Here is a 24967-nt window from a genome sequence, read left to right as displayed (position 1 = left end):
TTGATACTATCATATAGTATTTTAAGGTATTTAATCGACTTAATAAAAACATAACTACCAATAAATCAAAATAATAGTATTTTATCACACTCTATTTATATATGGGTTATATTCCCTCTTTCTCCGCAAAGAAAACCGATAACGAGAGTTATCGGTTTTTTTATTTTTAGCCCATACCGAAAGTTTTACTTTCGAGCATGAGCTAAAAATAAAAAAAACACAAGACCGAGTGTAGCGAGGTATTGGTTTTCTTTGTGTCTATATACCCCCAAATGGGATCTATAATCCCTCACTTTAATGGAGAGTTTTACTCTCAGCACAACTTGCTGAAAATAAAAAAAGCACAATGCCGAATGCAATGAGGTATTGGTTTTCTTTGTGTTTATATACCCCTCTTGGGATCTATAATCCCTCTTTCTTTTTTCCAAAGCTCGCTTTGTGGGTACTTTTGGAAATAAAAAAAGCACAATGCCGAATGCAATGAGGTATTGGTTTTCTTTGTGTCTATATACCCCCTCTTGGGATCTATAATCCCTCTTTCTTTTTTCCAAAGCTCGCTTTGTGGGTACTTTTTGAAAATAAAAAAAGCACAATGCCGAATGCAATGAGGTATTGGTTTTCTTTGTGTTTATATACCCCTCTTGGGATCTATAATCCCTCTTTCTTTTTTCCAAAGCTCGCTTTGTGGGTACTTTTGGAAATAAAAAAAGCACAATGCCGAATGCAATGAGGTATTGGTTTTCTTTGTGTCTATATACCCCCTCTTGGGATCTATAATCCCTCTTTCTTTTTTCCAAAGCTCGCTTTGTGGGTACTTTTTGGAAATAAAAAAAACACAAGACCGAGTGTAGCGACGAGGTATTGGTTTTCTTTGTGTCTATATACCCCTAAATGGGATCTATAATCCCTCTTTCTTTTTTCCAAAGCTCGCTTTGTGGGTACTTTTTGGAAATAAAAAAAACACAAGACCGAGTGTAGCGAGGTATTGGTTTTCTTTGTGTCTATATACCCCCTCTTGGGATCTGTAATCCCTCTTTCTTTTTTTCCAAAGCTCGCTTTGTGGGTACTTTTTGGAAATAAAAAAAAGCACAAGACCGAGTGTAGCGAGGTATTGGTTTTCTTTGTGTCTATATACCCCTCTTGGGATATCTAATCCCTCACTTTAATGGAGAGTTTTTCATAGATTTATAATCAGAATGTCCTGTCCATTTCATTACTACTTGTACAGGTATTCCCAAAGATAAAGCAGTACATATAAAGGTTCTTCTTCCTACGTGAGTACTAAGATGCTCGTGTTTAGGTTTTACTTCATCAATTCGCTTATTTCCCTGATAATATGTTTCTCTAATAGGTTCATCTATTCCAGCTTCTTGACCAAGTGTCTTAACATAGTCATTCATCTTCTGATTAGAAATAACAGGCAACGCTTTATCATCTTCAAAAGGTACATCTTTATATTTATCTAAAATAGTTCGACTGTGTTTATTTAGTTCCACTCGTAGAAGATCGTTTGTTTTTTTGGTTACAAACTCAATGACAACATTGTTGATGTCTTGTTTGGTAAGATTATAAGCATCTGAATATCTAAGCCCTGTGTAACAACAAAAGAGAAGTACATCATAAACTCCCTTTAGATGATGGTGGCACAAATGATTTTAGTAATTTAGTATTAATCAAAAATGACCCTTATCATCAGGCATTAACAAATTATCAAAACAAAGTGACAAAAGGAATGAAAGCAGGTGACAGTAAATCTGTTACATGGTATACAATGGAAGGAAACATCTACCCATAAAAACTTGGACTATGAGAAGTATAATAGAAAAATCAAAAAGTATAATAAAGCTAAATCATGAGATTGGCTATAAGATAAATCAACCAATAACCATTGAATTATTAGGACGTTTAGAAAAATATATGGTTGAAAAATTTTCAATATCAGTACCTAACTCCTTAAAGGAAATATTACAAATATCGAATGGTTTAAACTATGATGGGGTATTCTTATATGGTTTATCAGAAAAAGCTAATTTAAATCTAATTGAGGTAAATTTAAATTGGCACACTAATGAAGATTTTGCAAAGTTTATCTTTTATGCGGATAGTGACCTTTACTTATTCGTACAAGAAATAGAGACAAAAGTATTTAGCTTTCGACCAAGAGATAACTTTGATGAAGTGTTATTAGAAACAACAGATGACGAGTTATTCTTTCAGATAATTTTAGAATGTGCTTTAGAAGGAGGAATAGAAGAGAAATATTGTGAGTAATAAAAGAAAGAGACTTAGTTTATAACTGAGTCTCTTTTTGCTTTAAACTGTTCAAATGTGTTCGTATTCTGAACAGTTAGTTGTTGATTACAAAGAATGGTTATTGATTTGTAATACAGTAAAGTAAGTATCATTATTAAGTAATTAGCAAATAAGTATGATGCTAAAATAGCTAATAGTGAAATAATATTGAAAGAAGTGACAGATCCTAGATTAGCAGCACACTCAGAATTAAGGGCTTATGATAAAGCATTAAAAGAAAGAAGACAATTAGGAATAACTGTTAATGAGAACTCAATAAAAGAAATGAATCTACACAATCGTGATTTAATGAGTAATGCGATTAAAAAAAATAATGGTGTTCCTCCTGTAAAAATTAGGTGTCCTCATTGTAGTTTTCTAACAGATGGTATAACTTGCATTGGACATACATAAAAACGATAGATGAAAAAAAGAATTGAAAATATTGATGAAATATTATATACAGAGGATGATTTAAATGGTTATCCTATTTATTATTTAGACCTAGAATTAACTAAACTCTTTACAGGGATAATATATAGCAAATTTAAGGGAAAAATAGAAAACGAAGCAGAATATATTGAGGGATTAAAAAATGGATTAGAATACATTTATAATGAAGATGAAGAGGTAATACAGATTAATGAATGTAGAGGTAATGTAATTTTTGGAGTAGTTAAAGAATATGAAAAAGAAAGCTTGAAATCAGTAAGTATAGTTTATAATAATAGTTTTTTAAAAATACTTAATGTTAATTTAGATGATTTTAATGTATTAAGACATTATGATAATCAGTATGGCAATGAATTACCTCACTATTTAAAATCTCTATTACAGTTATCAAATAAGCAATTAATAGAATATGAGTTTAAAAAAGATAATCCTTATTTAAGACCTCCTTATAATATTTGAAGTCGTTGTAAGATTAAAAAATCTAAATATGATATTAGCAGTAGATGTCTACTACTACGAGGCTGGAGCAAAGGTAGTAGGTGTTTTGTTTGAATCTTTTGATTCAAAAGCTCCTATAGATATTATAGAAAAGTTGTTACCTCCACAGAAAGAGTATGAGCCAGGAGCTTTCTATAAAAGAGAGCTACCATGTATTTTAGAATTGGTAAATATGCTTAATCGAGAGTACATTGAATTGATTATAGTAGATGGTTATGTTTATTTAGATGACCATAAAAAAAAGGGATTGGGTAGTTATGTATTTGAAGCTTTAGGCGCTTCTAAAGGAATTTCTCTTTCTTGTACATGTTTTAAATCTTCAATGGCAAGTTTAATCTTGTCATCAAAAAAATGTGATATATAAACCTTGTGATATAGCTTATATAAATCTAAGCTTTGTATTTGAGTTTTATACTCTTCAAACAATAAATTAAGCTTGTCTATAATTGAAATGATGTTGTATAAAGCTTCTTTTGAGAAGTTGTTGTTTCTAAGCTCAATGAGCAAAACTTCAAAATCGATTGAATCAAGTTCTTTATAAACGATAGCATAAGATTCTTGCTTATAACATTGCCAAATATCATTAGCGAATTTATCTGTTTTTAGCTCATTTAAAAGCCTATCTAATAATTTAGAGTACTGACTTAGCTTAATAGAAGTTGTATCGCTCATATCGTATCAAATTTAGTCATTGCGTTAGCTTTGATTGTATCGGCTACATCAATATACGGTTTCATAGATTTATAATCAGAATGTCCTGTCCATTTCATTACTACTTGTACAGGTATTCCCAAAGATAAAGCAGTACATATAAAGGTTCTTCTTCCAACGTGCGTACTAAGATGCTCATGTTTAGGTTTTACTTCATCAATTCGCTTATTTCCTTGATAATATGTTTCTCTAATAGGTTCATCAATACCAGCTTCTTGACCAAGTGTCTTAACATAGTCGTTCATCTTTTGATTAGAGATAACAGGTAGTGCTTTATCGTCTTCAAAAGGTACATCTTTATATTTATCTAAAATAGCTCGACTGTGTTTATTTAGTTCCACTCGTAGAAGATCGTTTGTTTTTTTGGTTACAAACTCAATGACATCATTGTTGATGTCTTGTTTGGTAAGATTATAAGCATCTGAATATCTAAGCCCTGTGTAACAACAAAAGAGAAGTACATCATAAACTCCCTTTAGATGATGGAGGAACTAACGATTTTAGTAATTTAGTATTAATCAAAAACGATCCATATCATCAGGCATTAACAAACTATCAAAAAAAAGTGACAAAAGGAATGTCGGCAGGTGAAAGTAAAACAGTCACTTGGTATACAATGGAAGGAAATATCTATCCTTAAAATAAAATAGTATGAAAAAAATTAATGAACTAATTAATGATCTTGTAAAGGTTAAAAATAAATATAATGAAGTTATTCAACCATCTGTATCTAATAAACAGCTAGGTGAATTAGATAAACTGTTTACCGAACAATTTAGTGTTAATTTATCCGAAATCTACAAGAATATTTTACAAATAACCAATGGGTTTAATGAAAATGGGGTATTCTTGTATGGCTCAGAAACAGCTCTAATAATTGGATATGATGATGTTTTTTTAAGCGGAATCATAGATTCCAACTTAAATTGGCACACTAATGAAGATTTTGCAAAGTTTATCTTTTATGCGGATAGTGACCTTTACTTATTCGTACAAGAAATAGAGACAAAAGTATTTAGCTTTCGACCAAGAGATAACTTTGATGAAGTGTTATTAGAAACAACAGACGATGAGTTATTCTTTCAGATAATTTTAGAATGTGCTTTAGAAGGAGGAATAGAAGAGAAATATTGTGAATAATAAAAAAAGAGATTCAGATTATAACTGAGTCTCTTTTTGCTTTAAACTGTTCAAATGTGTTCGTATTCTGAACAGTTAGTTGTTGATTACAAAGAATGGTTATTGGACTTGCTAACTTCATCTGGACAAAGAGTTAAGCATAAAAACTTATCTTTGACGTATGAAAAGAATTAGAAAGACTTGAGATGCAGCTTTTAAGAAGCAAGCCGTTGAACTAGCTAAGGAAAGAACAAACAAATAAGAATTAGCTCGTGAACTTGGAATTCGAGCCACCTTGTTATATAAATGGTGTAAAGAGGCTCAAGAGTTTGGAGATGCTAGTTTTCCAGGCAATGGTAAACAAAAGCTTACACCAGAACAAGAAAGAATAAAAGAGTTAGAAAAGAAGTTAGCAGCTGTTGAATTAGAACATGAAATATTACAAAGCAAAGGCTATTTCAGAAATGCCTGCTATGAAAAATACGCTAACATAGGATGAATTATTTATTGTAATAATACAGTGTATAAGTTTTTAGATAAACTAAATATAAAACACATAATAATCGAAACATATAGTCTTATAATCAATGATTGAAACATAAAATTAAAACTGGATGAATAACTCAAATTTTAACGATTCCTCTAATTGGAAATGGGGTATATTTTATTTCAATAAAAAAGACAAACGCCTACTAGTACCTAAGCGACTTGCTGTTTTAGGCATAACAATTAATTTTGCTAATCCTTGGTCTATTTTGCTTGTTTTGGTTTTGATTTTATTAATCATATCAATTGAAATGTATATATAGAATGACCTTATAAACAAACTTTCCTGCTCTTGTTGATGGAAATTCATTAAGTAGAAAAGGCTCTTGGTATGTAGTAATTGCTACTTCTTTCTTTGGTTTCTTCTCTTTGAACTTTGTTGTTTTTTCTTGGATTTGAGGTTCTCCTTTTTCTTCTACTGTAGGCTTAGCTTGTTCTACAGACTTAACTTCTATATCACCACTCATGATATTCATTAGATAGTCTTCATCGAGTAACTCATTTTGACTGTCTTTTTTTGATGGTTGTTTTACTTTTTCCATATTGTATTTTTTTAAAGGTTTACATTTTACATTATGGATAGTTGTAAGCTTTAGCTTGTTGGAAACATTATACTAATACGTTTTTACACCAAGATCATTTTAAAACAGCTTTAAAGCGCTAATTGAAAGACAATTGCAAAACTTACTTAACTATCTTACAGCAAAGAAAGTATATATACAATTTGAAAACTTTAAATGGAATTTTAAGGTTGCACTTGGCACTTTAGTGTCAAATAGTAAGTGATTTACTACTATGAAATCACTGTAGATTTTACTTTGTAAAATTGGTGGGTTTACTCATCGAAAGATCACAGCAACCTAAGTTTTGAGGCACTCGAAATTGAGTTCGAGCTTTCAAAACGACTTGCTCTTGCAGCCGGCTGAAAACTACTCCAAAGTCGTTAGTTTTTTGTTGAAATAGTAGATAGACTCAAAATATTGAGGGGTTTACGGATTTCCGTAATATAATTAGAGAAAGTTTTTATATGTTTGAATATCAAATTACATTTATAGAGAGAGTTTATAATAAATAAATAAATTATTCAACATTTTATTTGTAAGTTAATTATATAAGTTTTTTTAACTTTAAGCTAGATATTTAGTTCCTATTTAATATATTTGATAACTTTTTAAAATAACAAATGAGACAAAATACTTTGAGATACCAAATATCTTTATTTGGTAGTTTTGATGAAATCATTGCTAGTAATGAGAATATCAAGTTTTTTATTGATAACTTTTCTGACAGAGGCTTCATACCTAATCAATTTATAGAAGTTAGTGTTGAAATAAAATCAGAAAATAATAAATCAGAAACAACAAATAGAAACGAGGTATCTAGACTAAGGCTCAATGATAAAGATAAAAAATGGGATATTAGATTTGCCTCTGATAGAATAGATTTCTTTTTTGTAAACTCTAATATTGGTCAGATTGAAATGATAGACAAGAATATTTTTAAAGATGATGTCTATGAATTTATTAAAAGGATTAATAACAAGTTCAATATTAAAGCAAAGCGCTTAGGTTTTGTTACCCAATATTTATATGATCAACTAGATCTAAGTAATATTGCAAAATCTTTTCAAAATAATATATCGTTTTTTGAAACCAAACAAATTACAGATTGGAATATGAAAATGTCGTCTAGACAAAAATCTATTAATGATGAGATAATAAATTCTAGTATGGACTTAAAGCATTTAAATAGATTAATGAAAATAAATAATGATATTACTGAATTTAATGGGATATTGTTAAACATAGATATTAATACACTGTCTGATAACGAAATGTATAGGTTCAATGTTGAGAACATAAAAGAATTTATAGATGATTTTTTACAAATTGAAAATAATATATACACAGAAATTAATTCAAAATTTGTTTAGTTATGCGTAATACTTCTGATGAATCAAATGTTTTCTTTGATGAAGAATTAGATTTATTTAGTGGAATAGATGATGTTTCAATTTCTTCTATTAGTAATAACCAGATAAATTTATTTACTAATATAAACGATACAAACTACGTAGTTTCAGAAAATGAAATTAACGAAAGTCGAATGTTGTATTTAAAAGAAAATGTAACCCCTCTATTTATTTCATTATTAAAATACGAAGATTTTGAATTTGGTCATAAAAGTGAAAGCATAAAATTAATTCAAAATGAATTAAGAATTAATAGAATTGTAACTATAAATTGGCTAAATGATATATTTTTAAAAGCATTTACAGATGATGACAAAGTACTTATTGGTCTTTTAAGAGTTTTAGAATATTTTGATGAAGATACTTTTTATCCAACTTCTCAGGTCATTGCTTTAGCAGCATTGTCACATCAAAATGATGAAGTTAAAGAATTAGCTGTTCGAGCTTTTGAAAATTGGGGATCTATAAAAAGTTATGAAATCTTAAAGAAAGTACATTCAGACACATCTTGGTTAAAAGCATATATAAATGAAGTGTTAAAAGATATTGAATTAGAATTATGCCTATCTTAGTAAGACGTATAAATAGAGCAAAGTGGGGGCAAAATTGTAATGAAAATGATTTAGAAGATTCTTCAGCAGATGCAATTACAAATTGTTTAAAAACTAACAATAATGATTTGTCTGTATGGAGAATAGAAAGTATTGATCAATTAGAGAATGCTCTTTTAGCTTTAATTACAAGTAAACAACAAAGTAAATTAAGTACTCTACACTATGTCTTAATAGATGAAGAACTTTTAAAAGCTAATGATTTAAATTTATCTGAAACGCCTGGAGATACTGTTATTGAATCTCTAAAGGATAGTCATAGAGATATAAACAATTTAACATATAGTAGGTTAGGTAAAATGAAAAATATTATACTTAATTGTTTAAACGAAGATGATAAGTATAACTTTATAACTAAATCAAAATTAAAGGCTTTTTTGAAAAAAGCTATTGCTGATGGTAAAATACAAAGAGATATTTTAAACTCAGATTTAATTGAAAATGAAAGATTATAATCTTCCTAATCATAGTTTAAAACTTTCCAAATAAGGTGCTCACCCCAATCAAAAAAAGTGAATATCCCTATTTATAAAACATAAGGCATAAAAGAGGCTAACCCTCTTTCTCCCCAAAGAAAACCGATAACTTTCGTTATCGGTTTTTTTTATCTCCCCTACTTGGAAATTGAAATCCCTAAACTACTTTGGCAAAGAAAAACTTCCTAATGAGGTTTCCCCATAAGGTCTTACCCCCGCTACGACAAATAGGAAATAATATTTTATTATTAATTTTTAATATGTAAATTTAGGGTTAAATAATTGATTTTTTTATTGATTTGGATGCATTTAAATCCTAATTCATATCTTCTATGATATAATCGAAACGATCCTTAAAACTAGCTACACTATGCGTAAACAATTCGTTATTTTTTCGACCTTACTTTTGATTGCACTGCTTCTACTCGCTGTATTTTTAAATAAAAACTGGAGTATTTTCTTCGTCATTACACTCTTTTTTGTAGGTATGGGGTATCAAGACATGTATCAAAAGAAGCATACACTGAGACGGATATACCCTCTTTTTGGTCGACTTCGCTATGTAATGGAAGAGCTTCGTCCCAAAATGTATCAATACTTTATTGAATCAGACACGGACGGTAAGCCGATCAGCCGTATTGACCGCGCCACTATATATCAACGCGCAAAAAAAGAATTGGAAACGATTCCCTTTGGCACCCAATTAGACGTTTATGCTGAAGGATATGAATGGATGTGTCATTCGATCGCCCCCAAAGCATTTGATACCTTAGACCACAATCCTCGGGTACTCTTTGGCAACAAAGATTGTAAACAGCCCTATTCTGCTAGCATCCTCAATATTTCAGCCATGAGTTTTGGTTCCTTAAGTGCACAGGCGGTGGAAGCTATGAATGGCGGTGCAAAATTGGGGAATTTTGCCCATAATACAGGAGAAGGGGGAATAAGCCCCTATCACTTGAAAAATGGAGGGGATTTAATTTGGCAAATCGGTACGGGATACTTTGGTTGTAGAGATGAACATGGCGCTTTTGACCCTCAATTATTTGCGGAGAAAGCGAAATTGCCAAGCATTAAGATGATTGAATTGAAAATTTCACAAGGCGCCAAACCTGGGCATGGTGGAATACTTCCTGCCTCAAAAAACACCGTGGAAATCGCTCAAATCAGACACGTAAAACCACATACGATTGTTGCTTCTCCTCCATATCACTCTGCTTTTAATTCACCGTTGGAATTAGTCGAGTTTATTGGAAAATTAAGAGCGCTTTCGGAAGGTAAACCTATAGGATTTAAACTGTGTATCGGCCATAAAGCTGAATTTATATCCATTTGTAAGGCAATGGTTCACTTGGATACGTATCCCGATTTTATTACCGTAGATGGTGGTGAAGGCGGAACAGGTGCTGCTCCTCAGGAGTTTTCTAACTATATGGGTGCTCCTATGTTAGATGGGTTGGCCTTTGTGCACAATATATTAACTGGAATGGGAATTCGTCAACACATCAAACTAATCGCCTCTGGAAAAGTAACCTCTTCTTTTCATATTGCCCGAGCCATGGCTTTGGGTGCTGATACTTGTAATGCCGCTCGAGCGATGATGATTGCCGTGGGTTGTATTCAAGCGCTTCTGTGTAATACCAACCGATGCCCTACGGGTATCGCAACCCAAGATCCTAAGCTTACTATAGGCTTGGATATTGCAGACAAAAAAATACGAATGGCTAATTACCATAAAGGAACAATTGAGAGCTTTGTGGAACTATTAGGTGCCTCCGGATTAGATGATATGAAAAACATTACGCGCAGCCATATTTATAGACGGGTGGCATTGAACGATATGTTGACCTATGAAGAGATTTTTCCTTCTGTAGAGATTGGTGCTTTGCTGCTAGGAAAAATTCCCGATCGATACAAACAAGACTTTGATCGCGCCAATATGAATCAATGGGGGATTACTCATGCAAAGCAAGCGTAATTTATTAATAGAACTACTTGAATTGGGGAGTTATCTATACCTCCCCATTCGCAACTTTATCCACTTGGAGTAGGCAACAGAACTAGTATTCGTACATGGGATTGGAGCGTATCAACTCTATCCTCTACTCTTAACTTGTTGTCTACTGCATCATCCAATACACTTCATCGTCTATAGATGAAAGCAGGGGGCTACTTTTTACAGGGGCTACCCTTGTCAATCGACAGGATTATTGTTTATTTTTTTTAAAAAAAACAAGCTGTTTTATTCCTTTTTATTTATATTTGACCCAACAGTTTTAAGAAAAATACAACGTATCTCGATTTTTCTACAAAACCTTGTTGTATAGAGGCAAACCTTGTTTGATATCCCCTTTGGGGTGACTATTTAAAATCAACGGCACGCCCTTACAAAGTCTCCAAAACAAAAATAATACCGTCTCCCTTAGCAGTTTTCTATACCAGAGAAGTCAAACTCATTTGGCTTTGGTCATAAGCAATTGTAGTAGATGTCTCTCCTACTAAAATGTTGGTGTATATGCAGCCTGCGCCTTTTCCGTTGACTGTTTTATTGCAATCAGCGCGATCTTATTGATCCATATACAACCTGATCGTGGTTGTATTGTATATTTTAATTTTTGTCTCCCCAACATAAAGCTAAAAAATACAACCAAATGAAAAACAATATTCAATTTATTACCTTGCTCTTTGCAAGCTTCTTTTCTTTCCTATCGTTTAGTCCGCTTAGTTATGGACAAGAAAACTTAGTCCTCAATCCGAGTTTTGAGGATGTAATTTTAGACAGTTTATCCTGTACCTTATATTCCTCGAGTGAGCGTTTTAATGCGGCTATAAAGCATTGGAGAAACCCGACAAACTCTACATCAGACATCCACCACATGAGTTTAAATCACAACTGTTCCATGTATCCGCTTGAGTCTTTTAACCCTGCGCAATTCCTACCGAGAACTGGAGATGCAATGGTGGGACTCGTTTTATACACCGAGGAAATGCCTGATAGAGACCCTCCCCTAGAATACAAAGAGTACGTGCAGGGTGAACTAAAGGAACCTATGATTCAAGGGGCCACCTATCTCGTTCAGTTTTATGCCGCAGTGGGTAATAGATGTAAATACTTCTCAAACAATATAGGAATTGCCTTTTTAGAACAACCCTATTATCAAGCTACACAAAGCAAGGTCAACCTATCTCCAGACTTCAACTTTAACGAAGTCTTGAGGGTTAATGAAGAGGAAAAGTGGACGCTATTGGAATTTGAATATACAGCTCCAACTTCTGGTATCAAATATTTTATTCTGGGTAACTTTTTTGGCACAAAGGATACCACCTACGAAACTCGAGATATTTCAACGCTTCATACTGATGCTTACTACGTCTTCGACGATTTCTCCATCATAAACTTAACGCCCTCTTTTGATCCCCTAGGTCCTTATTGTAGCAATACCGATTTCACACTACCCGACACCTCCAAAGAAGGATACACTGGTACGTGGTCTCCCCAAGTCAACAATCAACAAACAACGACCTATACTTTTACACCTCAAGATCCTAGATTTAAACCAACAACAATGACAGTTGAAATTATCCCTCCTACCGTAGAACTTCAATTTGATATGGAAACCTCTGTTTGCAAAGGATCTGACTTTTCTTTACCATCCATGTCCACAGACGGAGTGGAAGGCACGTGGACACCTGCGATCAATACACAAGAAACAACGACCTATACGTTTCATCCAACGATAGAAAACCCTTGTTTAAAGCCTTATTCGGTAGAAATAAAGGTGCTTCCATTAGTGGATATTGCCTTAGACTACTACTGTAAGGATAACCAATTGGTCATAGAGGCGTTTTCATTTTCTGAAGACCAACAGCTGACATACACCTGGTACATCAACGACCAGCTCATAGATGATAGCGCTGCTACCCTTGGACTTTCCTCCTATGCTAATTTACTGCATCCGAAGACTACGCATATTGAAGTGGTTGCATTAGATGAAAATGGTTGTTATTCGACCGCCAGTATTGAATTCGAAGATATTCAAGACTTTTGTTTTATTCCCAAGGGGATTTCTCCTAACGGTGATGGGAAAAATGACTTTTTTGATATTCACACCTTTGGTGAGGTTGACATTCAGATTTATAATCGACATGGGCGAAAAGTATACGAGAATAACCACTATACCAATCAGTGGGCGGGACAGTCAAATAGTGGAACTATACTGCCTTCGGCAACGTATTTTTATCAATTTATCACCTCACATGGGGAACACTATAGCGGATGGGTGGAGTTGACGCACTAAGCGCGCGTTTCACTCCTTCTTTTCAGCGGAGTTAACAGCGTTTTGGTTATTCCTTTTAGCATACATATTACCACCAAAAATTGTGGCATTTGTATCTCTAGTTAGGAATAGTCATTTCCATCTATATAAGGAATATATTCATCCGAAAGACAAAGGGGAAAGGCAAGTGATACGCTTTCCATGTATTGCTTATCTCCTATCCCCTCTCTTTTTTTATGTTCAACTAGGAGGCTATCCTTATTTATTCCTAATTTTGTAGTTCTATACTTCTAAATTCACCCCTAATGAGTAGAAATACCCCAGCGAATCGCAAAATAGTCAAAGATAAAATTGCCAAAAAGAAGCAAAAAGAACAAGAGGCAGTAGCCAAACGCAAGGCGCTTCTCAAGGAAATTAAACAGCAATTTGACGCTAAGAAAGCCTAGTCTTTCATCTCTCCCTGTTCGCAAGCCTCACCAACCACTAAAGGTTTTGGTCCGAACAACAACGCCATTTCCATTAATTGCGCTGATACCTCCCCCTAAGGGTAACCAACAACATACAGCGGGAATATTTAGTTCCTTTTTTTGACTGTTTTCCTACATAACTCCTTGTAAACATGCACATACCTAACAGTTTGATGCGGAATTACATTCAATTTACCTCCCTTTATCCTTAACCTATTGATAACATTAGAGTAACCTTTACATTAAAATAAACGATGTTTTTTGTGCCAATGAAACAGCTATACATTCAGACACAAAAAAGTCTACTTATACTAACGACTTTCCTGCTATTTTCTTGTGGTGATCAAAACCATTCCATCAAGATGAAAGGGTCCGATACAGAGGTAAACCTCGCGGTAAACTTAGCAGAAAAATACACCGATGTAGATGCTAATTTTAGTATTGCTATATCAGGTGGAGGATCTGGAATTGGGATTACCTCCTTATTAAACGGTCAAGCGGATATTGCCAACTCATCTCGTCCTTTATCGGAAAAGGAGATTGAGCAATTCGAACAACACAACATCAAAGTGAGAACGGTAATCTTTGCTGAAGATGCAACGGCATTTGTGGTACACAAAGACCTTCCTATAGACACGATTGATTTGGAAACCCTTGCCAAAATAATGGAAGGAGAAATCACCAACTGGAATCAGCTTACTTCGGTTGACTTACCAATTAATATTTATGGGCGTCAGAGTAGTTCGGGAACACATTCCTTCATCAAGAAGAAACTCAAAATTGAATTTTCAAACGCGGCAAAAGAAATGACGGGAAATGCCCAAATATTAGAGGGGATAAAAACCGACAAATCAGGAATTGGCTACGTTGGTGCGGGTTATATCTCCCATGAAACAGCAACCAATCCCACGGTAAAAATCCTGAGTATCAAAGAAACCCCTACTTCTCAGGCGTATTCTCCTATAGATGCACACGCGATCAACAACAGCTTATACTATTTTCAACGTCCGCTTTATCAGTTTATCCTAGAAGATTCGTGGGAGAAAGTAAAACCGTTTATTGATTTTGAAAATAGTGAGACGGGCAAACAGCTAATTAAAGAGCACGGGTATTACATCATAGAACAACCATAAAATGAAATATAAAGTTAGAATTAGTTTAGATATTGCTTTTAAATATATCTTCAAAGCGACGGGTCTATTGGTCCTTTGTTTATTGGGTGGAATTTTAGCCTTGTTAATTTACAATTCATTTTCCTTTTTCATGGATGTGAAACCCCTTGATTTCATCACGGGTATGGAGTGGAATCCGACAGCTAAAACCCCATTATACGGGATGTTACCTTTAATTTTAAGTACAACACTTGTGACCTTTGGAGCCATGCTGATAGCCATTCCGTTGGGTATAGGCACAGCGGCTTTTATCTCTGAATATGCGGGCACGCGATTAAAAAACATCCTCAAACCCGCCATTGAAATGCTAGCGGCAGTTCCGTCTGTGGTGATTGGTTTTTTGGGAATTGTAGTGGTTAGCCCTGGTTTAGCTGATATGGCAGGTTTACCCAATGGTTTAAATGCACTGAATGGGGCTATTTTATTGGCTATTATGGCCTTGCCAACCATTATTACCATTGCAGAAGACGCCATACATGCCGTGCCAAAAACATACAAAGAAGCTAGCTATGGCGTAGGTGCTACCAAATGGCAAACCTTGCGCAAAGTTATCCTTCCCGCCGCTGCTCCTGGTATTATATCCGCTATTATGCTTGGTGTCGGCCGAGCCATCGGTGAAACCATGACCGTATTAATGGCCACAGGAAATGCAGCGCTAATTCCTAAAGGCTTCTTCGACTCTGTAAAAACCATGACGGCAACAATTGCCATTGAAATGGGAGAAGTTCCCTATCAAACCACACACTACTACGGATTATACGCACTAGCCACTGTGTTATTCTTTATGACCCTAATTGCCAACCTAGTAGGTGAATATTTTATCAACCGATTAAGAAAATACCATGCAGCTTAATAAATTGAAATTATCCTCCCTTGTTGAATGGGGTACGCTAGTAGGAACTACACTGATTGTGTGCTTTTTCCTTATCGTTATCATCCTAGAGATCGTAACTAAAGGAGCCGGAAGTCTGTCGTGGGAGTTTATTTCGAGCGTTCCTAGTGAAGGGATGACCAAAGGCGGAATTCTAACCCCCATTATTGGAACCGTATTAATTACGCTTATCACTGCCTTATTCAGTATTCCCTTTGGCGTATGTTGTGCGATTTACTTAAATGAATACGCAGAAAACAACTGGCTAACCCGTACAATTCGCGCGGCAATTCGAAATTTATCAGGTGTTCCCTCGATTATCTATGGATTATTCGGTTTGGCTTTATTCGTACAAACCCTTCAATTAGGGACATCTTTATTAGCCGCCGGTTTAACTCTAGGTTTACTCTCTTTGCCCTATATCATTACAACTACAGAAGAAGCATTAATGCAAATTCCCAATAGTACGAGAGAAGCCGCTTTAGCTGTTGGCGCAACAAAATTTGAAACCATCAAAGACGTTGTGATTCCTTCTGCTGTTCCGGGAATTCTGACAGGTGTTGTACTAACCTTATCCAGAGCTGCAGGAGAAACTGCTCCTATCCTATTTACAGGAGCTGCCTTTTACATCAGTGATACCAATGGATACATCAACCAAGAGTTTATGGCACTCCCCTATCACTTATACATGTTATCCACACAACATCAATCCATTGATGAAGTAAGACCCATCGCCTATGGAACGGCTTTAGTACTTATCATGGTGGTGTTTGTCTTAAACTTAAGCGCCTTTTATATCCGTTATAAATTCAGAAAAAATGAAAACTAAATTAGCTGCTGACAACCTAAATATTAGCTTTGGAAGCAAACAGGTTTTAAAAAATGTAAGTGTACAATTTGAAGAAAATAAAATTACAGCCTTAATCGGCCCCTCGGGTTGTGGAAAAAGTACGTTGTTGCGAAGCTTTAACCGCATGCACGACTTGGTTCCCTATGCCAAAATTCAAGGTTCTATCAAATTAGAAGATCAAGATATCTATGCCAAAAATATTCCCGTAACCGAAATTAGAAAGCGCATTGGTATGGTTTTTCAAAAGGCAAATCCCTTTCCAAAAAGCATTTACGATAATATTGCTTATGGGTTAAAAATAAACAACCTACCCCATGACAAAAGCGTCATTGAAAAAGCGTTAACGGAAGCCTTCTTGTGGGATGAGGTGAAAGATGACTTGAAAATGCCTGCACACCGCTTATCTGGAGGACAACAACAACGCCTTTGTATCGCTAGAGCGGTTGCCCTTCGTCCAGAAGTGATCCTCATGGATGAACCTTGTTCTGCTTTGGATCCTGTCAGTACCATTAAAATTGAGGAACTAATCCTGCATTTAAAAGAAAAATACACCATTGCCATTGTAACACACAATATGCAACAAGCCCAACGTATTGCTGATCACACCTACTTTATGTATTTGGGAGAAGTAAAAGAAAGTGGCTTGACACAGGATATCTTTGAAAACCCTAAACACGAAATGACTAAGAATTACATCAACGGCGTGTTTGGATAAGATTTAATTCAAAAATAAACATATAAAAAAAAGCTTCTCTTCGGGTTGTAAGAGAAGCTTTTTGTTCTTATTTCTTAATAAAGCGCTTAATTACTTTTTGATTGTTCTGGTTGAGTTCGAGCAAGTACATTCCCTTGCGCAAATGATTGACCTCAATTCGTTGATCTGTCAATGTCCCCGTTTGTATTTGTTGTCCAAAGAAATCAAAAATACGATAGGAAATAGGAAGATCTGAACTAGACGTAACATTCAACACATCAGTTGTTGGATTTGGATAAAGTATAAAAGATACTCGATCGCTATCCCCTGCTCCAACATCAGGTATAAAAATGGCTTTAATCTTAAAATTAGCATGTGGAGTTACGATCAGTTTTTGTTGCGTTGACCATCGATCACCTACCCAATGTAAAAACCTATAACCTGGTAAAGCAATGGCTTCTAATGTAATGGGAACTCCTTTAAAATACTGTCCTTTCCAACTTTCGTACTCTTCGCTAATACCGACAGTACTATTGTTGATTTCAATCGTATTTACTTTGACAAATCCTCTATTCTTATCGTTTGTTTGAGCCGTAAGTTGATAATTCCCACTCAAATTAAATTGGGTGCGTAATTGTTGATACTGAAACGCAGGACGCAATTGAGCGAATTCTTTCAATTGATTAAGGCGATTATCCCATTCATTCATGGACTGTAGTAAATGCCAACGCTCAATATAGCGCGGCATTTCTTCCCGTATATTTTCTTGCATCTCATCAATCAGATCAACCATATGTTGTGTTTTATAGGACGTATTCATTAAATCTGCAAATCGATTTAAAAAATAATGCTTGTAGGTCGTATTGGCTAAAAGTCCATTCAATATCTGATCGTCACTGGCAATCGCTGATGCCAGCGTATTGTGGTTATATGAATTAGCAATCCATTCATCAATACCATTGAACCCCGCATCTAAATCTTTCAACACCCAACGGAATCTTCCATCATGTCCATAGGGTGCTTGAGGCGTATAATTGACTCTTTTTCTGAAATACACATTGTTATTATGAGGCCAATCAAAATTAGCAGCAAATATCTCAGCGATCTGATAATCCGTAAAATTCACCTCATCAATATAGGTCAGTGCTTCCTTGTATTTCGTGCTATTACTTAAATCTTCTGTTTTAAAAAATGATACAACAGCCTTATATTTCACATCATCACCTACTTCTACAACAGCATCATTTTCTAAAAAATCAAGGTCACTCTCTTTGATGTTGTACACGCGTTCAAAATACTTTTCATCATAGCGCTCTCTAAGATTCATCAAGCCGTAGTATTCCCCATTTACGAAGGTAATGACAGGCTGGTACTTTTGTGTATTGACATGCAAATGCTCATTGAGTTTTTGAATAAAGGCATCGCGAAACATCGTTCGATAGGTATCATTGCCCGAATTTCTAACGATAATTCGCTTAAAAGAATCATAGGGGTAGTTTTGAAAGAAGGAATGCGCCATTTGTTTTTCTCCATAAGCATTCTTGGCATATAAACGATACGAGCGATTTTTAAAAAAACGCGATCCATTACCGTGGTTGCGTATTCCCACAGTTTGATTAATTTTTTCTATTCCACCTTCTAAATAAATAAAATTAACGGGCACTTCTGACTCAGATCCTTTGGCCCAATAATTCGCAGGCACTGTTGTTTCATAATCATCAACCGTAGGATGCGCTAAACGCCATTCATCAAATGTCTTTCCCGCTACCCATAATCCATTTTGATAGCCAAATAGCAAATCGTCATCCACATTGATATTGACCACAGGAAATGAATACTGCTTATCAACAAAATAAACCTTAGTAACCGTTTCAGAATAGTGATCTGCATCTAAATATGCCTTTGCCCGAACCACAAAACTCTTGTCTAGTCGTGTAGTTGGAAAATACTGATCATATTCATACGTAGTTGAAATATTGGCAATTCGATTAGAATCAATCGTTCGATCGTAAATCGAGATTGGCGATTGATAGACATAGGAATACAACGTATCCTGATGCAGTTCAAAAGGCAATTGACCGCCATACTGTGGATATCTTGTTTTATAATCATACACTTTACCTTGTATATTATCTATGGACGGTTCAGAGCCATCCAAGGTATAAACCATCGTGACATTGGGATTTTCATGATGGAGTTGCAAGGAAAATCCTTGGTCATAAAAGCCACTACCGTTTGAAAACGTAGGCGGTTTTACTTGTTGTCCATATAACACAGACACCAAGCAAAAAACAAAAAACAGATACAGTTTCTTCATTTTAAATAAGGGGTTTAAAAGTTAAACTAACTTATTAAAGTTATAAATTTAACTTAAAATAAACAATATATTCAATATACCTGATTTAAAACGAATGAAAGAAACCTTTACTTATCAAATAGTAAAATAATGCTATCTTTTTAAAACAGCGTACTTTAATCTCGAAAATAAAAGAAACACAATAGAAGTAAGGCGCTTAATTACAACGTGTTAAACTCAAATTAACCAACATAAAAGAGCTATTGTCATTCCACAATAGCTCTTTTATATTTTAGTGTTGATGTTAGATAAAAGCATCCGCTATCTTTTTTAAATCATCATCTGCTTTAAACTGATGATTTTGAATCTCATTCTTATAAAATTTTTCAATAAATAGTTAAATGATATACATTACTTTCTATCGATTCTCATTCTGGAGGAGTAGTTCTTGAACCAAGCAATTGCTCAATTTCAATTTTTGATGCTGATATTGATTGATCATTACAGTTGATGATGAATTGCGATGTAATTCAATCATGTGATCTACTTTATCGATTTCCTCAATAAGATCTAAGATACTATAGAATCTAACCTCATCCATATTGTCAAATTTAATACCTGACTTCTAAAAAACCTTTAGCTAATCTATTTCCCTGAATACGTCTTGTTTTTGTGAATCGATCAATCCAGTATGCTTCATCACTTAAATACCTAAATCGAGACTAATGTCCACATCTAAAAACGTCACTAAATCAAAATCTCCTGGATTTTCTTTTTTAGGGACATAAGACCCATCCATCCACTGATGCAATTCCTTTAATTTACAAACTTTTTTAAAGTCTTCATTATATTTAACAAACGAATGAAACAAAGCTCTTCTTTTTACGGTTGAGATATTTGAAACAAATTCCTGTTCAAATTCTTGTATTGTTGAAACAATAATATGGTCAGGCACCAATAATCCTGAAGGATTGAAAATTAACATAGGCGTACTGATTATATGATATAGTACAATTTAAAAAATATCCTGAGCGCTTTTTTCACAGCGTCCTCAAAATCATTTATTTCTTCATGCATTTCCTACTCAATATGTCAATCATTACATCATTTTTACCACTCTTGTGCTTCTTTCTTCTGTTTTTTTCGTTTATTCCAATAAAAACCACCACCAAGGAACAAAAACAGCAGAACAAAACTAGCGATAGTGATTCTACTACCTATTTGAATCACTTGAGGTTCAAACTTAAATTCAACTCTATGTTTTCCTGGGGGAATTGGCAATCCGCGCAACAAATAATTCACTTCATAATGGGGAACGAGTTGATTGTCAATATAAGCATTCCACCCCTTGTTGTAAAACACCTCTGAAAACACGGCAAATCCATCTTGATTATTTTGTGTGGTATACTCTAAGTAATTAGGTTGATAGTTCTCTAGTACAATCGTTGCCATAGCATCTACGGCAAAAGAAGATTTTGCTGCTAATTCTGGGAATTTAACCGCGTTGACTATAGCTTCTTTTTTCGCTTGCAAAGAAGCCAACGCTTTCATTTCTTCATTTGGGGAATGAACCATTTGCATTGACTCCACAAACCAAGCAGGTCCGTTCGCACTGGTATTTAAAAGGGGAATATCCTGATTATCTTGGGTTTGAAGTAAAAGGTATTTGACGTTCAACATATCCAATACGGACAGACTTTTTTCTAAGGTCATTGCTGTTTGGTTGATGTGGTCGATTAATGTATTGAGCTGAGGTTCTACCTGATAAATAAAAACTTCATCTGCTTTTTGTGGTCGAACCGCACTGTATCCTCCTACAGACTTGTGAAAATAATTGGTTTTGGCTTGTAAACGTCCTTGTGGATGATACACGCGATAATGGCTCTTATCTTGTAGGATATACTCATCTGCAGGACTTTTTTGAAAAGGCACCTCCATCATATAAGCCGCAACAAAATTATCGTTGTTGACGTACCTCTTATCAATCAGCACTAGATCTGCAACCATGAGTCCACCAACGAGTACTGTAGCCATAATGGTCGACACATACTTTTTATGCGCTAAAAACAACGCGCCAATTACGAGTCCTACAAATAGAGAAGAACGCAGTAAATCTGCAGTATACACCTCTTGTCTTTGCTTGATCAATACGCTCAAAAAGACACGTCCTTGGTCTGTTTGGGCATAAAATTGATCGCGATAAGACGTAAAACTGAAGGCATCTTTCCCCAACCAAAGTAAACCAACCATACCAAAAAAGAGAAGGCCTGTTTGCAACAGGTATTTCTTTTGATCATTTGCTTCCAATTTAAAAAACGTTTGCAGTCCCATAATCGCCAAAATTGGCATGCACAGCTCTACAATCACTTGTATGGAGGATACCGCTCTAAATTTATCGTATAAAGGGATGTAGTGGATAAAGAAGCTCGTTAATCCAGTCAAATTTTTACCCCAAGATAACAACAACGTTAAAACTATACCCGCCAAAAAAACATACTTTATCTTTCGACGATCCGCAAAGAGGCAAAAAACGGCCAAGAAAAATACAATAGCACCGAGGTAAGCAGGAGCTTCAACAATGGGTTGATCTCCCCAATATAACGGTACATTAGATGCAAATTTCTGAGCTTCTTCCGTAGAGGCTCCTTGGTTAATTACATATTGATATACAGGAGAATCGATTCCTACATCCTCAGACATTCCTCCGCCAAACAAACGCGGAAAAATAAGATTTAAACTTTCGGCAATCCCGTAGCTATATTCTGTAATATAGTCGTAATCCATTGCCGAAGTTGTTTGCTTTGCTGATCCATCAGGTTGCATGGTTAACTCACTTTTATGGCGAATACTAAAGGTTGAAAATTCCGCAGTTGCTAGTAAACTCGTTGCATTGACCCCCAGCGCTACTATTGCAGATCCCAAGAGAATTCCCCAAGACAAGAACAAGTGGTTGTACGTTTTTGCACGTATCGCTTTTATGGAGTAATAGACCCCAAAAAAAGCAAGCAAAAACAAGAGGTAATACGTCATTTGAAAGTGGTTGGCTTGTATTTCCAAAGCCACTGCTAATGTGGTTACTAACGCCCCTATGACATAGCGCTTTCGAAACACCAAGAGCACTCCAGCCACAACCAAAGGCATATAGGCAATCGCATGGGCTTTTGCATTGTGTCCTGCGCCAAAAATAATAATCAAATACGTAGAGAATCCAAAGGCCAAAGCACCAAAAAAGGCTTTTAATGGATGAATTCTCAACGTGATCAACAAAATGTAAAAAGAGAGAAAATACAAAAATAAATAATCTGCTGGTCGCGGTAAAAAGCGTATCGCCTGATCTAACTTTTTGATGTAATTATACGGATAATGAGCGCCCAACTGATAGGTTGGCATTCCCAAAAAAGCATGATCCGTCCAGTATAGCTCCTCACCTGTTTCAGCTTTAAAATCCGTTTGAGCTTTTGCCATTCCCATATATTGGACAATGTCCGATTGATACAATTTCTTTCCTTGTAGCACTGGAGAAAAATACAGTAGGGCAATCAGAATAAAACCGAGAAATGCCAAAATATGAGGGTAATACTGGTATACTTTTTTCATAATTTTATATAAAGTAAACGTCAAATATAAAACAATCAACACGATTCCCTTTCAAGCCCTTAGATTTATTATTTTCTACTCCTATCAAACTTTTCCCTATATTTATCCTAGTGTTTTTTCGGCCGTAACACGAAAGTACATAGATCCAAACAAATAGTTGAATCGAGGATGAAGACCAACGCAGCATTTAATCGAGAAGAAAAAAGAGTAAAAGCGAAGGAGATACAGGCTTCTACTGCCAAAAAACAGATGCAACCGATGAAAAAAACGAAAACAACCTTAGTTAACCCTTATAGGCTATGACAAAATACGACGACGCTTCTTGGCATTACGAAGGTGATTTCCCAGCGGATTTACCTCCAGAACATGGGGCTACCCATATGGGTATGCTCCTCACTTGGTGTATTCAAAACGACTTTCTAGCACAAGAATTAAGCGAAGAGTTAGCAGATGAAGTACAAGCAGTAAAGAACCGTTCCTTAACTGGGACATCTTTTTTATTGACTCATTGTGATGGAAAATTAATGGAAGAAGACCTTAACGAAAAAGGCAATGCTTTTATTCGCGATTATTACGATGACGAGACTGTGTTTGCTACAAAATTCCAAGATTATTTTAGCGATTATGCACAAGTATTCGATATTAGTATAAACGAGGAATACTTAGATCACAACCAACTGTATCGCGTAGAAAACACTTGGTCTAATTACGATTTGCTTTTTCCCATTATACAAGAGCGTTTCGCCCAATGGCAATCCCTATACTCACAAGAGTAATACTACTTTTACATTGTCGCCTACCCTAAATTGTGTCTTTCATAGGAATGGGTATAAATTTCGATCATATTGCCAAAGGGATCTTTGACATACACCATCTTATACGGTTTATTTCCTGGATCTAATTCAATAATACTACACATGCGTTGCCCGCCATGGGCTTCTATGCGTTCTACTAAATCCTCTATATTAGGATCTTGTACACAAAAGTGAAAAATGCCCGTGCGAAACGGTGTATTGACCGATTGTGAATCGGTATTGTTTGCAAACTCAAAAAGCTCACAACCAATGCCATCGGCAGAGCTCAAATGGGCGAATCGAAATTCTTTCCATCCTTCGCCATACAACAATTTTCCGATTTCTGTTAGCCTACTGTGTCCGTCTTCTTTCACTACAATAGGACCTGATACGTGATACCATCCCATGACTTCCAGATAAAAAACTAGTGCTTTTTCCAAATTAGGTACGGTAATCCCCACATGCGAAAAATTGACAGGATACTGTGGTTGTTTTATTCTTTCCATTATTCCATCGTATTAACAATTAAGCCCACATGGGTAAAATAATTCAATGCTCCAAACAGCAACCAAACCCAGCCCACGAGTACAAAAAGAAAATAACCGAATTTAACCATGCTCGTTTTGTATTTTCCCTGTATTAGATGTTCTAAAATAGTTGGGGTAAGAATAGCTGCTACCCCAATACCCGCATAAACTAGGGAAACGCAAACCGCTTCAAACATAGGATAATCAGCAAACATACCCGAGATTGGTTCTTCTTTTGGTGCTGCAAACAACTGGTAAATAACCCCTGCAAATGCAATTCCAATCATCCCCAATCCAATTCCAATCATCAAGTATTTAAAATGCCTGAAATTGGCGGCAATCAATTGTACACGGTGGTCACTTTCAATAATATCTTTTTCATTTTGCCACAGGTAAAAAGCAATAGGCAATAACATGGCACCCAGTACTAAGCACGGTTCGCCAAATATAATATTGTCAAAGGGGAAATACTTTGCCAGTGGCCAAGTAACGGTCATGTGTAAACCTGTGGTAAGTAAGATCAATGCCAAGGCGAATAAATTCATCGCCCAACCTTTGGGGTTTACGGTAGTATTGTGAAGTAAACTCTTTCCCATCGCAGCTAAAGACAGCAAAGCAGCACCTGTTGCAACTGCCATAACGGTATTATAGGTCGGCATTTGTTGCCAATCAATAAGTAATCCTTCCATAATAACTCTATTTTATTTTTATTAAATTTAATAAAAAACAATCATTATGTCATAC

At 35.1% G+C, this 24967-nt stretch carries 28 protein-coding genes and 3 pseudogenes; 21 read left to right on the top strand and 10 right to left on the bottom strand.

The genetic code is table 11. The features are described from left to right. Window positions 1–1157: 1157 nt before the first annotated feature. Window positions 1158–1637 (bottom strand): annotated as a pseudogene (locus tag H4K35_RS11885) (site-specific integrase); the annotation flags it as partial. Between H4K35_RS11885 and H4K35_RS15940 the strand changes: the two are divergent. From H4K35_RS15940 to H4K35_RS15935, 5 genes are all read left to right on the top strand, one after another. Continuing rightward, window positions 1592–1795, top strand: coding sequence for an HNH endonuclease signature motif containing protein (locus tag H4K35_RS15940; protein WP_182628189.1), 204 nt, complete (start codon window positions 1592–1594; stop codon window positions 1793–1795). The pseudogene H4K35_RS11885 and the gene H4K35_RS15940 overlap by 46 nt on opposite strands. A gap of 11 nt (window positions 1796–1806) precedes the next feature. After that, window positions 1807–2271 (top strand): YrhA family protein, encoded by a 465-nt coding sequence (locus H4K35_RS11875; RefSeq protein ID WP_182628183.1) that lies wholly within the window; start codon window positions 1807–1809, stop codon window positions 2269–2271. Between the two features lie 198 nt (window positions 2272–2469). Continuing rightward, the gene (locus H4K35_RS11870) at window positions 2470–2706 is read left to right on the top strand and encodes a hypothetical protein (protein ID WP_182628182.1); all 237 of its coding nucleotides are present in this window, start codon (window positions 2470–2472) and stop codon (window positions 2704–2706) included. Window positions 2707–2715: 9 nt separating this feature from the next. Then, window positions 2716–3204: a hypothetical protein gene (locus H4K35_RS11865; protein WP_182628181.1), complete on the top strand. Its 489-nt coding sequence runs from the start codon at window positions 2716–2718 to the stop codon at window positions 3202–3204. Window positions 3205–3232: 28 nt separating this feature from the next. Beyond that, window positions 3233–3607, top strand: a complete 375-nt coding sequence (locus H4K35_RS15935) for a hypothetical protein (protein WP_368668698.1) — start codon at window positions 3233–3235, stop codon at window positions 3605–3607. Here the strand turns inward: H4K35_RS15935 and H4K35_RS11860 are convergent. Continuing rightward, complete coding sequence (locus H4K35_RS11860) at window positions 3499–3915, bottom strand: hypothetical protein (RefSeq protein WP_255492454.1); 417 nt, start codon at window positions 3913–3915, stop codon at window positions 3499–3501. The two genes, H4K35_RS15935 and H4K35_RS11860, sit on opposite strands and share 109 nt — an antisense overlap. Then, window positions 3912–4436, bottom strand: a pseudogene (locus H4K35_RS11855) (site-specific integrase); the annotation flags it as partial. The gene H4K35_RS11860 and the pseudogene H4K35_RS11855, both read right to left, overlap by 4 nt. Here H4K35_RS11855 and H4K35_RS15930 point away from each other — a divergent pair. From H4K35_RS15930 to H4K35_RS15670, 4 genes and pseudogenes are all read left to right on the top strand, one after another. Next, on the top strand, window positions 4391–4594 hold the full coding sequence (locus H4K35_RS15930) for an HNH endonuclease signature motif containing protein (RefSeq protein ID WP_182628188.1): 204 nt from the start codon (window positions 4391–4393) through the stop codon (window positions 4592–4594). The pseudogene H4K35_RS11855 and the gene H4K35_RS15930 overlap by 46 nt on opposite strands. 11 nt (window positions 4595–4605) lie before the next feature. Further along, window positions 4606–5094, top strand: coding sequence for a YrhA family protein (locus H4K35_RS11845; protein WP_182628180.1), 489 nt, complete (start codon window positions 4606–4608; stop codon window positions 5092–5094). 253 nt (window positions 5095–5347) lie between these two features. Then, window positions 5348–5572: pseudogene (locus tag H4K35_RS11840) on the top strand (transposase); the annotation flags it as partial. Window positions 5573–5687: 115 nt separating this feature from the next. Further along, window positions 5688–5882 carry a DUF5808 domain-containing protein gene (locus H4K35_RS15670; protein ID WP_220497690.1) on the top strand — a complete coding sequence of 65 codons (195 nt, stop codon included), beginning with the start codon at window positions 5688–5690 and terminating at the stop codon, window positions 5880–5882. On the opposite strand, the gene H4K35_RS11835 is transcribed toward H4K35_RS15670, so the two are convergent. Further along, entirely contained in the window at window positions 5862–6161 is a 300-nt protein-coding gene (locus H4K35_RS11835; RefSeq protein WP_255492453.1) for a hypothetical protein, read from the bottom strand. The two genes, H4K35_RS15670 and H4K35_RS11835, sit on opposite strands and share 21 nt — an antisense overlap. 641 nt (window positions 6162–6802) lie before the next feature. On the opposite strand from H4K35_RS11835, the gene H4K35_RS11830 reads away from it, so the two are divergent. The 10 genes from H4K35_RS11830 (at window position 6803) to pstB (ending at window position 17030) form a co-directional block, all read left to right on the top strand. Beyond that, window positions 6803–7552: a hypothetical protein gene (locus tag H4K35_RS11830; RefSeq protein WP_182628178.1), complete on the top strand. Its 750-nt coding sequence runs from the start codon at window positions 6803–6805 to the stop codon at window positions 7550–7552. 2 nt (window positions 7553–7554) lie between these two features. Next, window positions 7555–8163 (top strand): hypothetical protein, encoded by a 609-nt coding sequence (locus H4K35_RS11825; RefSeq protein WP_182628177.1) that lies wholly within the window; start codon window positions 7555–7557, stop codon window positions 8161–8163. Continuing rightward, the gene (locus H4K35_RS11820) at window positions 8151–8657 is read left to right on the top strand and encodes a hypothetical protein (protein WP_182628176.1); all 507 of its coding nucleotides are present in this window, start codon (window positions 8151–8153) and stop codon (window positions 8655–8657) included. The genes H4K35_RS11825 and H4K35_RS11820 overlap by 13 nt, the downstream gene beginning before the upstream one ends. Before the next feature lie 391 nt (window positions 8658–9048). Then, entirely contained in the window at window positions 9049–10656 is a 1608-nt protein-coding gene (locus tag H4K35_RS11815) for an FMN-binding glutamate synthase family protein (RefSeq protein WP_182628175.1), read from the top strand. Window positions 10657–11329: 673 nt separating this feature from the next. Continuing rightward, window positions 11330–12976, top strand: a complete 1647-nt coding sequence (locus tag H4K35_RS11810) for a gliding motility-associated C-terminal domain-containing protein (protein ID WP_182628174.1) — start codon at window positions 11330–11332, stop codon at window positions 12974–12976. A gap of 284 nt (window positions 12977–13260) precedes the next feature. Then, window positions 13261–13401 carry a hypothetical protein gene (locus H4K35_RS11805; protein ID WP_182628173.1) on the top strand — a complete coding sequence of 47 codons (141 nt, stop codon included), beginning with the start codon at window positions 13261–13263 and terminating at the stop codon, window positions 13399–13401. A gap of 383 nt (window positions 13402–13784) precedes the next feature. Continuing rightward, a complete protein-coding gene (locus H4K35_RS11800; protein WP_255492452.1) occupies window positions 13785–14555 on the top strand; it encodes a substrate-binding domain-containing protein in 771 nt (256 codons plus the stop codon). 1 nt (window position 14556) lies between these two features. Continuing rightward, entirely contained in the window at window positions 14557–15447 is an 891-nt protein-coding gene (gene pstC, locus H4K35_RS11795; RefSeq protein WP_182628171.1) for a phosphate ABC transporter permease subunit PstC, read from the top strand. Beyond that, window positions 15437–16294 (top strand): phosphate ABC transporter permease PstA, encoded by an 858-nt coding sequence (gene pstA / locus H4K35_RS11790; protein WP_182628170.1) that lies wholly within the window; start codon window positions 15437–15439, stop codon window positions 16292–16294. The genes pstC and pstA overlap by 11 nt, the downstream gene beginning before the upstream one ends. Beyond that, window positions 16284–17030 carry a phosphate ABC transporter ATP-binding protein PstB gene (gene pstB, locus H4K35_RS11785; protein ID WP_182628169.1) on the top strand — a complete coding sequence of 249 codons (747 nt, stop codon included), beginning with the start codon at window positions 16284–16286 and terminating at the stop codon, window positions 17028–17030. The genes pstA and pstB overlap by 11 nt, the downstream gene beginning before the upstream one ends. A gap of 67 nt (window positions 17031–17097) precedes the next feature. Here the strand turns inward: pstB and H4K35_RS11780 are convergent, their stop codons facing one another. From H4K35_RS11780 to H4K35_RS11765, 4 genes are all read right to left on the bottom strand, one after another. Next, a complete protein-coding gene (locus H4K35_RS11780) occupies window positions 17098–19326 on the bottom strand; it encodes a CotH kinase family protein (RefSeq protein ID WP_182628168.1) in 2229 nt (742 codons plus the stop codon). Between the two features lie 397 nt (window positions 19327–19723). Further along, window positions 19724–19906, bottom strand: a complete 183-nt coding sequence (locus H4K35_RS11775; protein WP_182628167.1) for a hypothetical protein — start codon at window positions 19904–19906, stop codon at window positions 19724–19726. Between the two features lie 102 nt (window positions 19907–20008). Next, the gene (locus H4K35_RS11770; protein WP_182628166.1) at window positions 20009–20290 is read right to left on the bottom strand and encodes a hypothetical protein; all 282 of its coding nucleotides are present in this window, start codon (window positions 20288–20290) and stop codon (window positions 20009–20011) included. Between the two features lie 125 nt (window positions 20291–20415). Further along, window positions 20416–22902 carry a YfhO family protein gene (locus H4K35_RS11765; RefSeq protein WP_182628165.1) on the bottom strand — a complete coding sequence of 829 codons (2487 nt, stop codon included), beginning with the start codon at window positions 22900–22902 and terminating at the stop codon, window positions 20416–20418. A 168-nt stretch (window positions 22903–23070) separates the two neighbouring features. On the opposite strand from H4K35_RS11765, the gene H4K35_RS15845 reads away from it, so the two are divergent. Further along, window positions 23071–23205, top strand: coding sequence for a hypothetical protein (locus H4K35_RS15845; protein WP_255492451.1), 135 nt, complete (start codon window positions 23071–23073; stop codon window positions 23203–23205). After that, a complete protein-coding gene (locus H4K35_RS11760) occupies window positions 23202–23678 on the top strand; it encodes a hypothetical protein (RefSeq protein ID WP_182628164.1) in 477 nt (158 codons plus the stop codon). The genes H4K35_RS15845 and H4K35_RS11760 overlap by 4 nt, the downstream gene beginning before the upstream one ends. Window positions 23679–23698: 20 nt before the next feature. On the opposite strand, the gene H4K35_RS11755 is transcribed toward H4K35_RS11760, so the two are convergent. Next, a complete protein-coding gene (locus tag H4K35_RS11755; RefSeq protein ID WP_182628163.1) occupies window positions 23699–24202 on the bottom strand; it encodes a VOC family protein in 504 nt (167 codons plus the stop codon). Beyond that, window positions 24202–24912 carry a DUF981 family protein gene (locus tag H4K35_RS11750; protein WP_182628162.1) on the bottom strand — a complete coding sequence of 237 codons (711 nt, stop codon included), beginning with the start codon at window positions 24910–24912 and terminating at the stop codon, window positions 24202–24204. The genes H4K35_RS11755 and H4K35_RS11750 overlap by 1 nt, the downstream gene beginning before the upstream one ends. Between the last annotated feature and the right edge of the window lie 55 nt (window positions 24913–24967).

Origin of the sequence: Myroides sp. NP-2, from assembly GCF_014145665.1 — a bacterium.
Lineage (GTDB): Bacteria > Bacteroidota > Bacteroidia > Flavobacteriales > Flavobacteriaceae > Flavobacterium.
The sequence above is the reverse complement of the archived record's forward strand: the minus strand, read 5'-3'. Positions and strand labels throughout refer to the sequence as shown.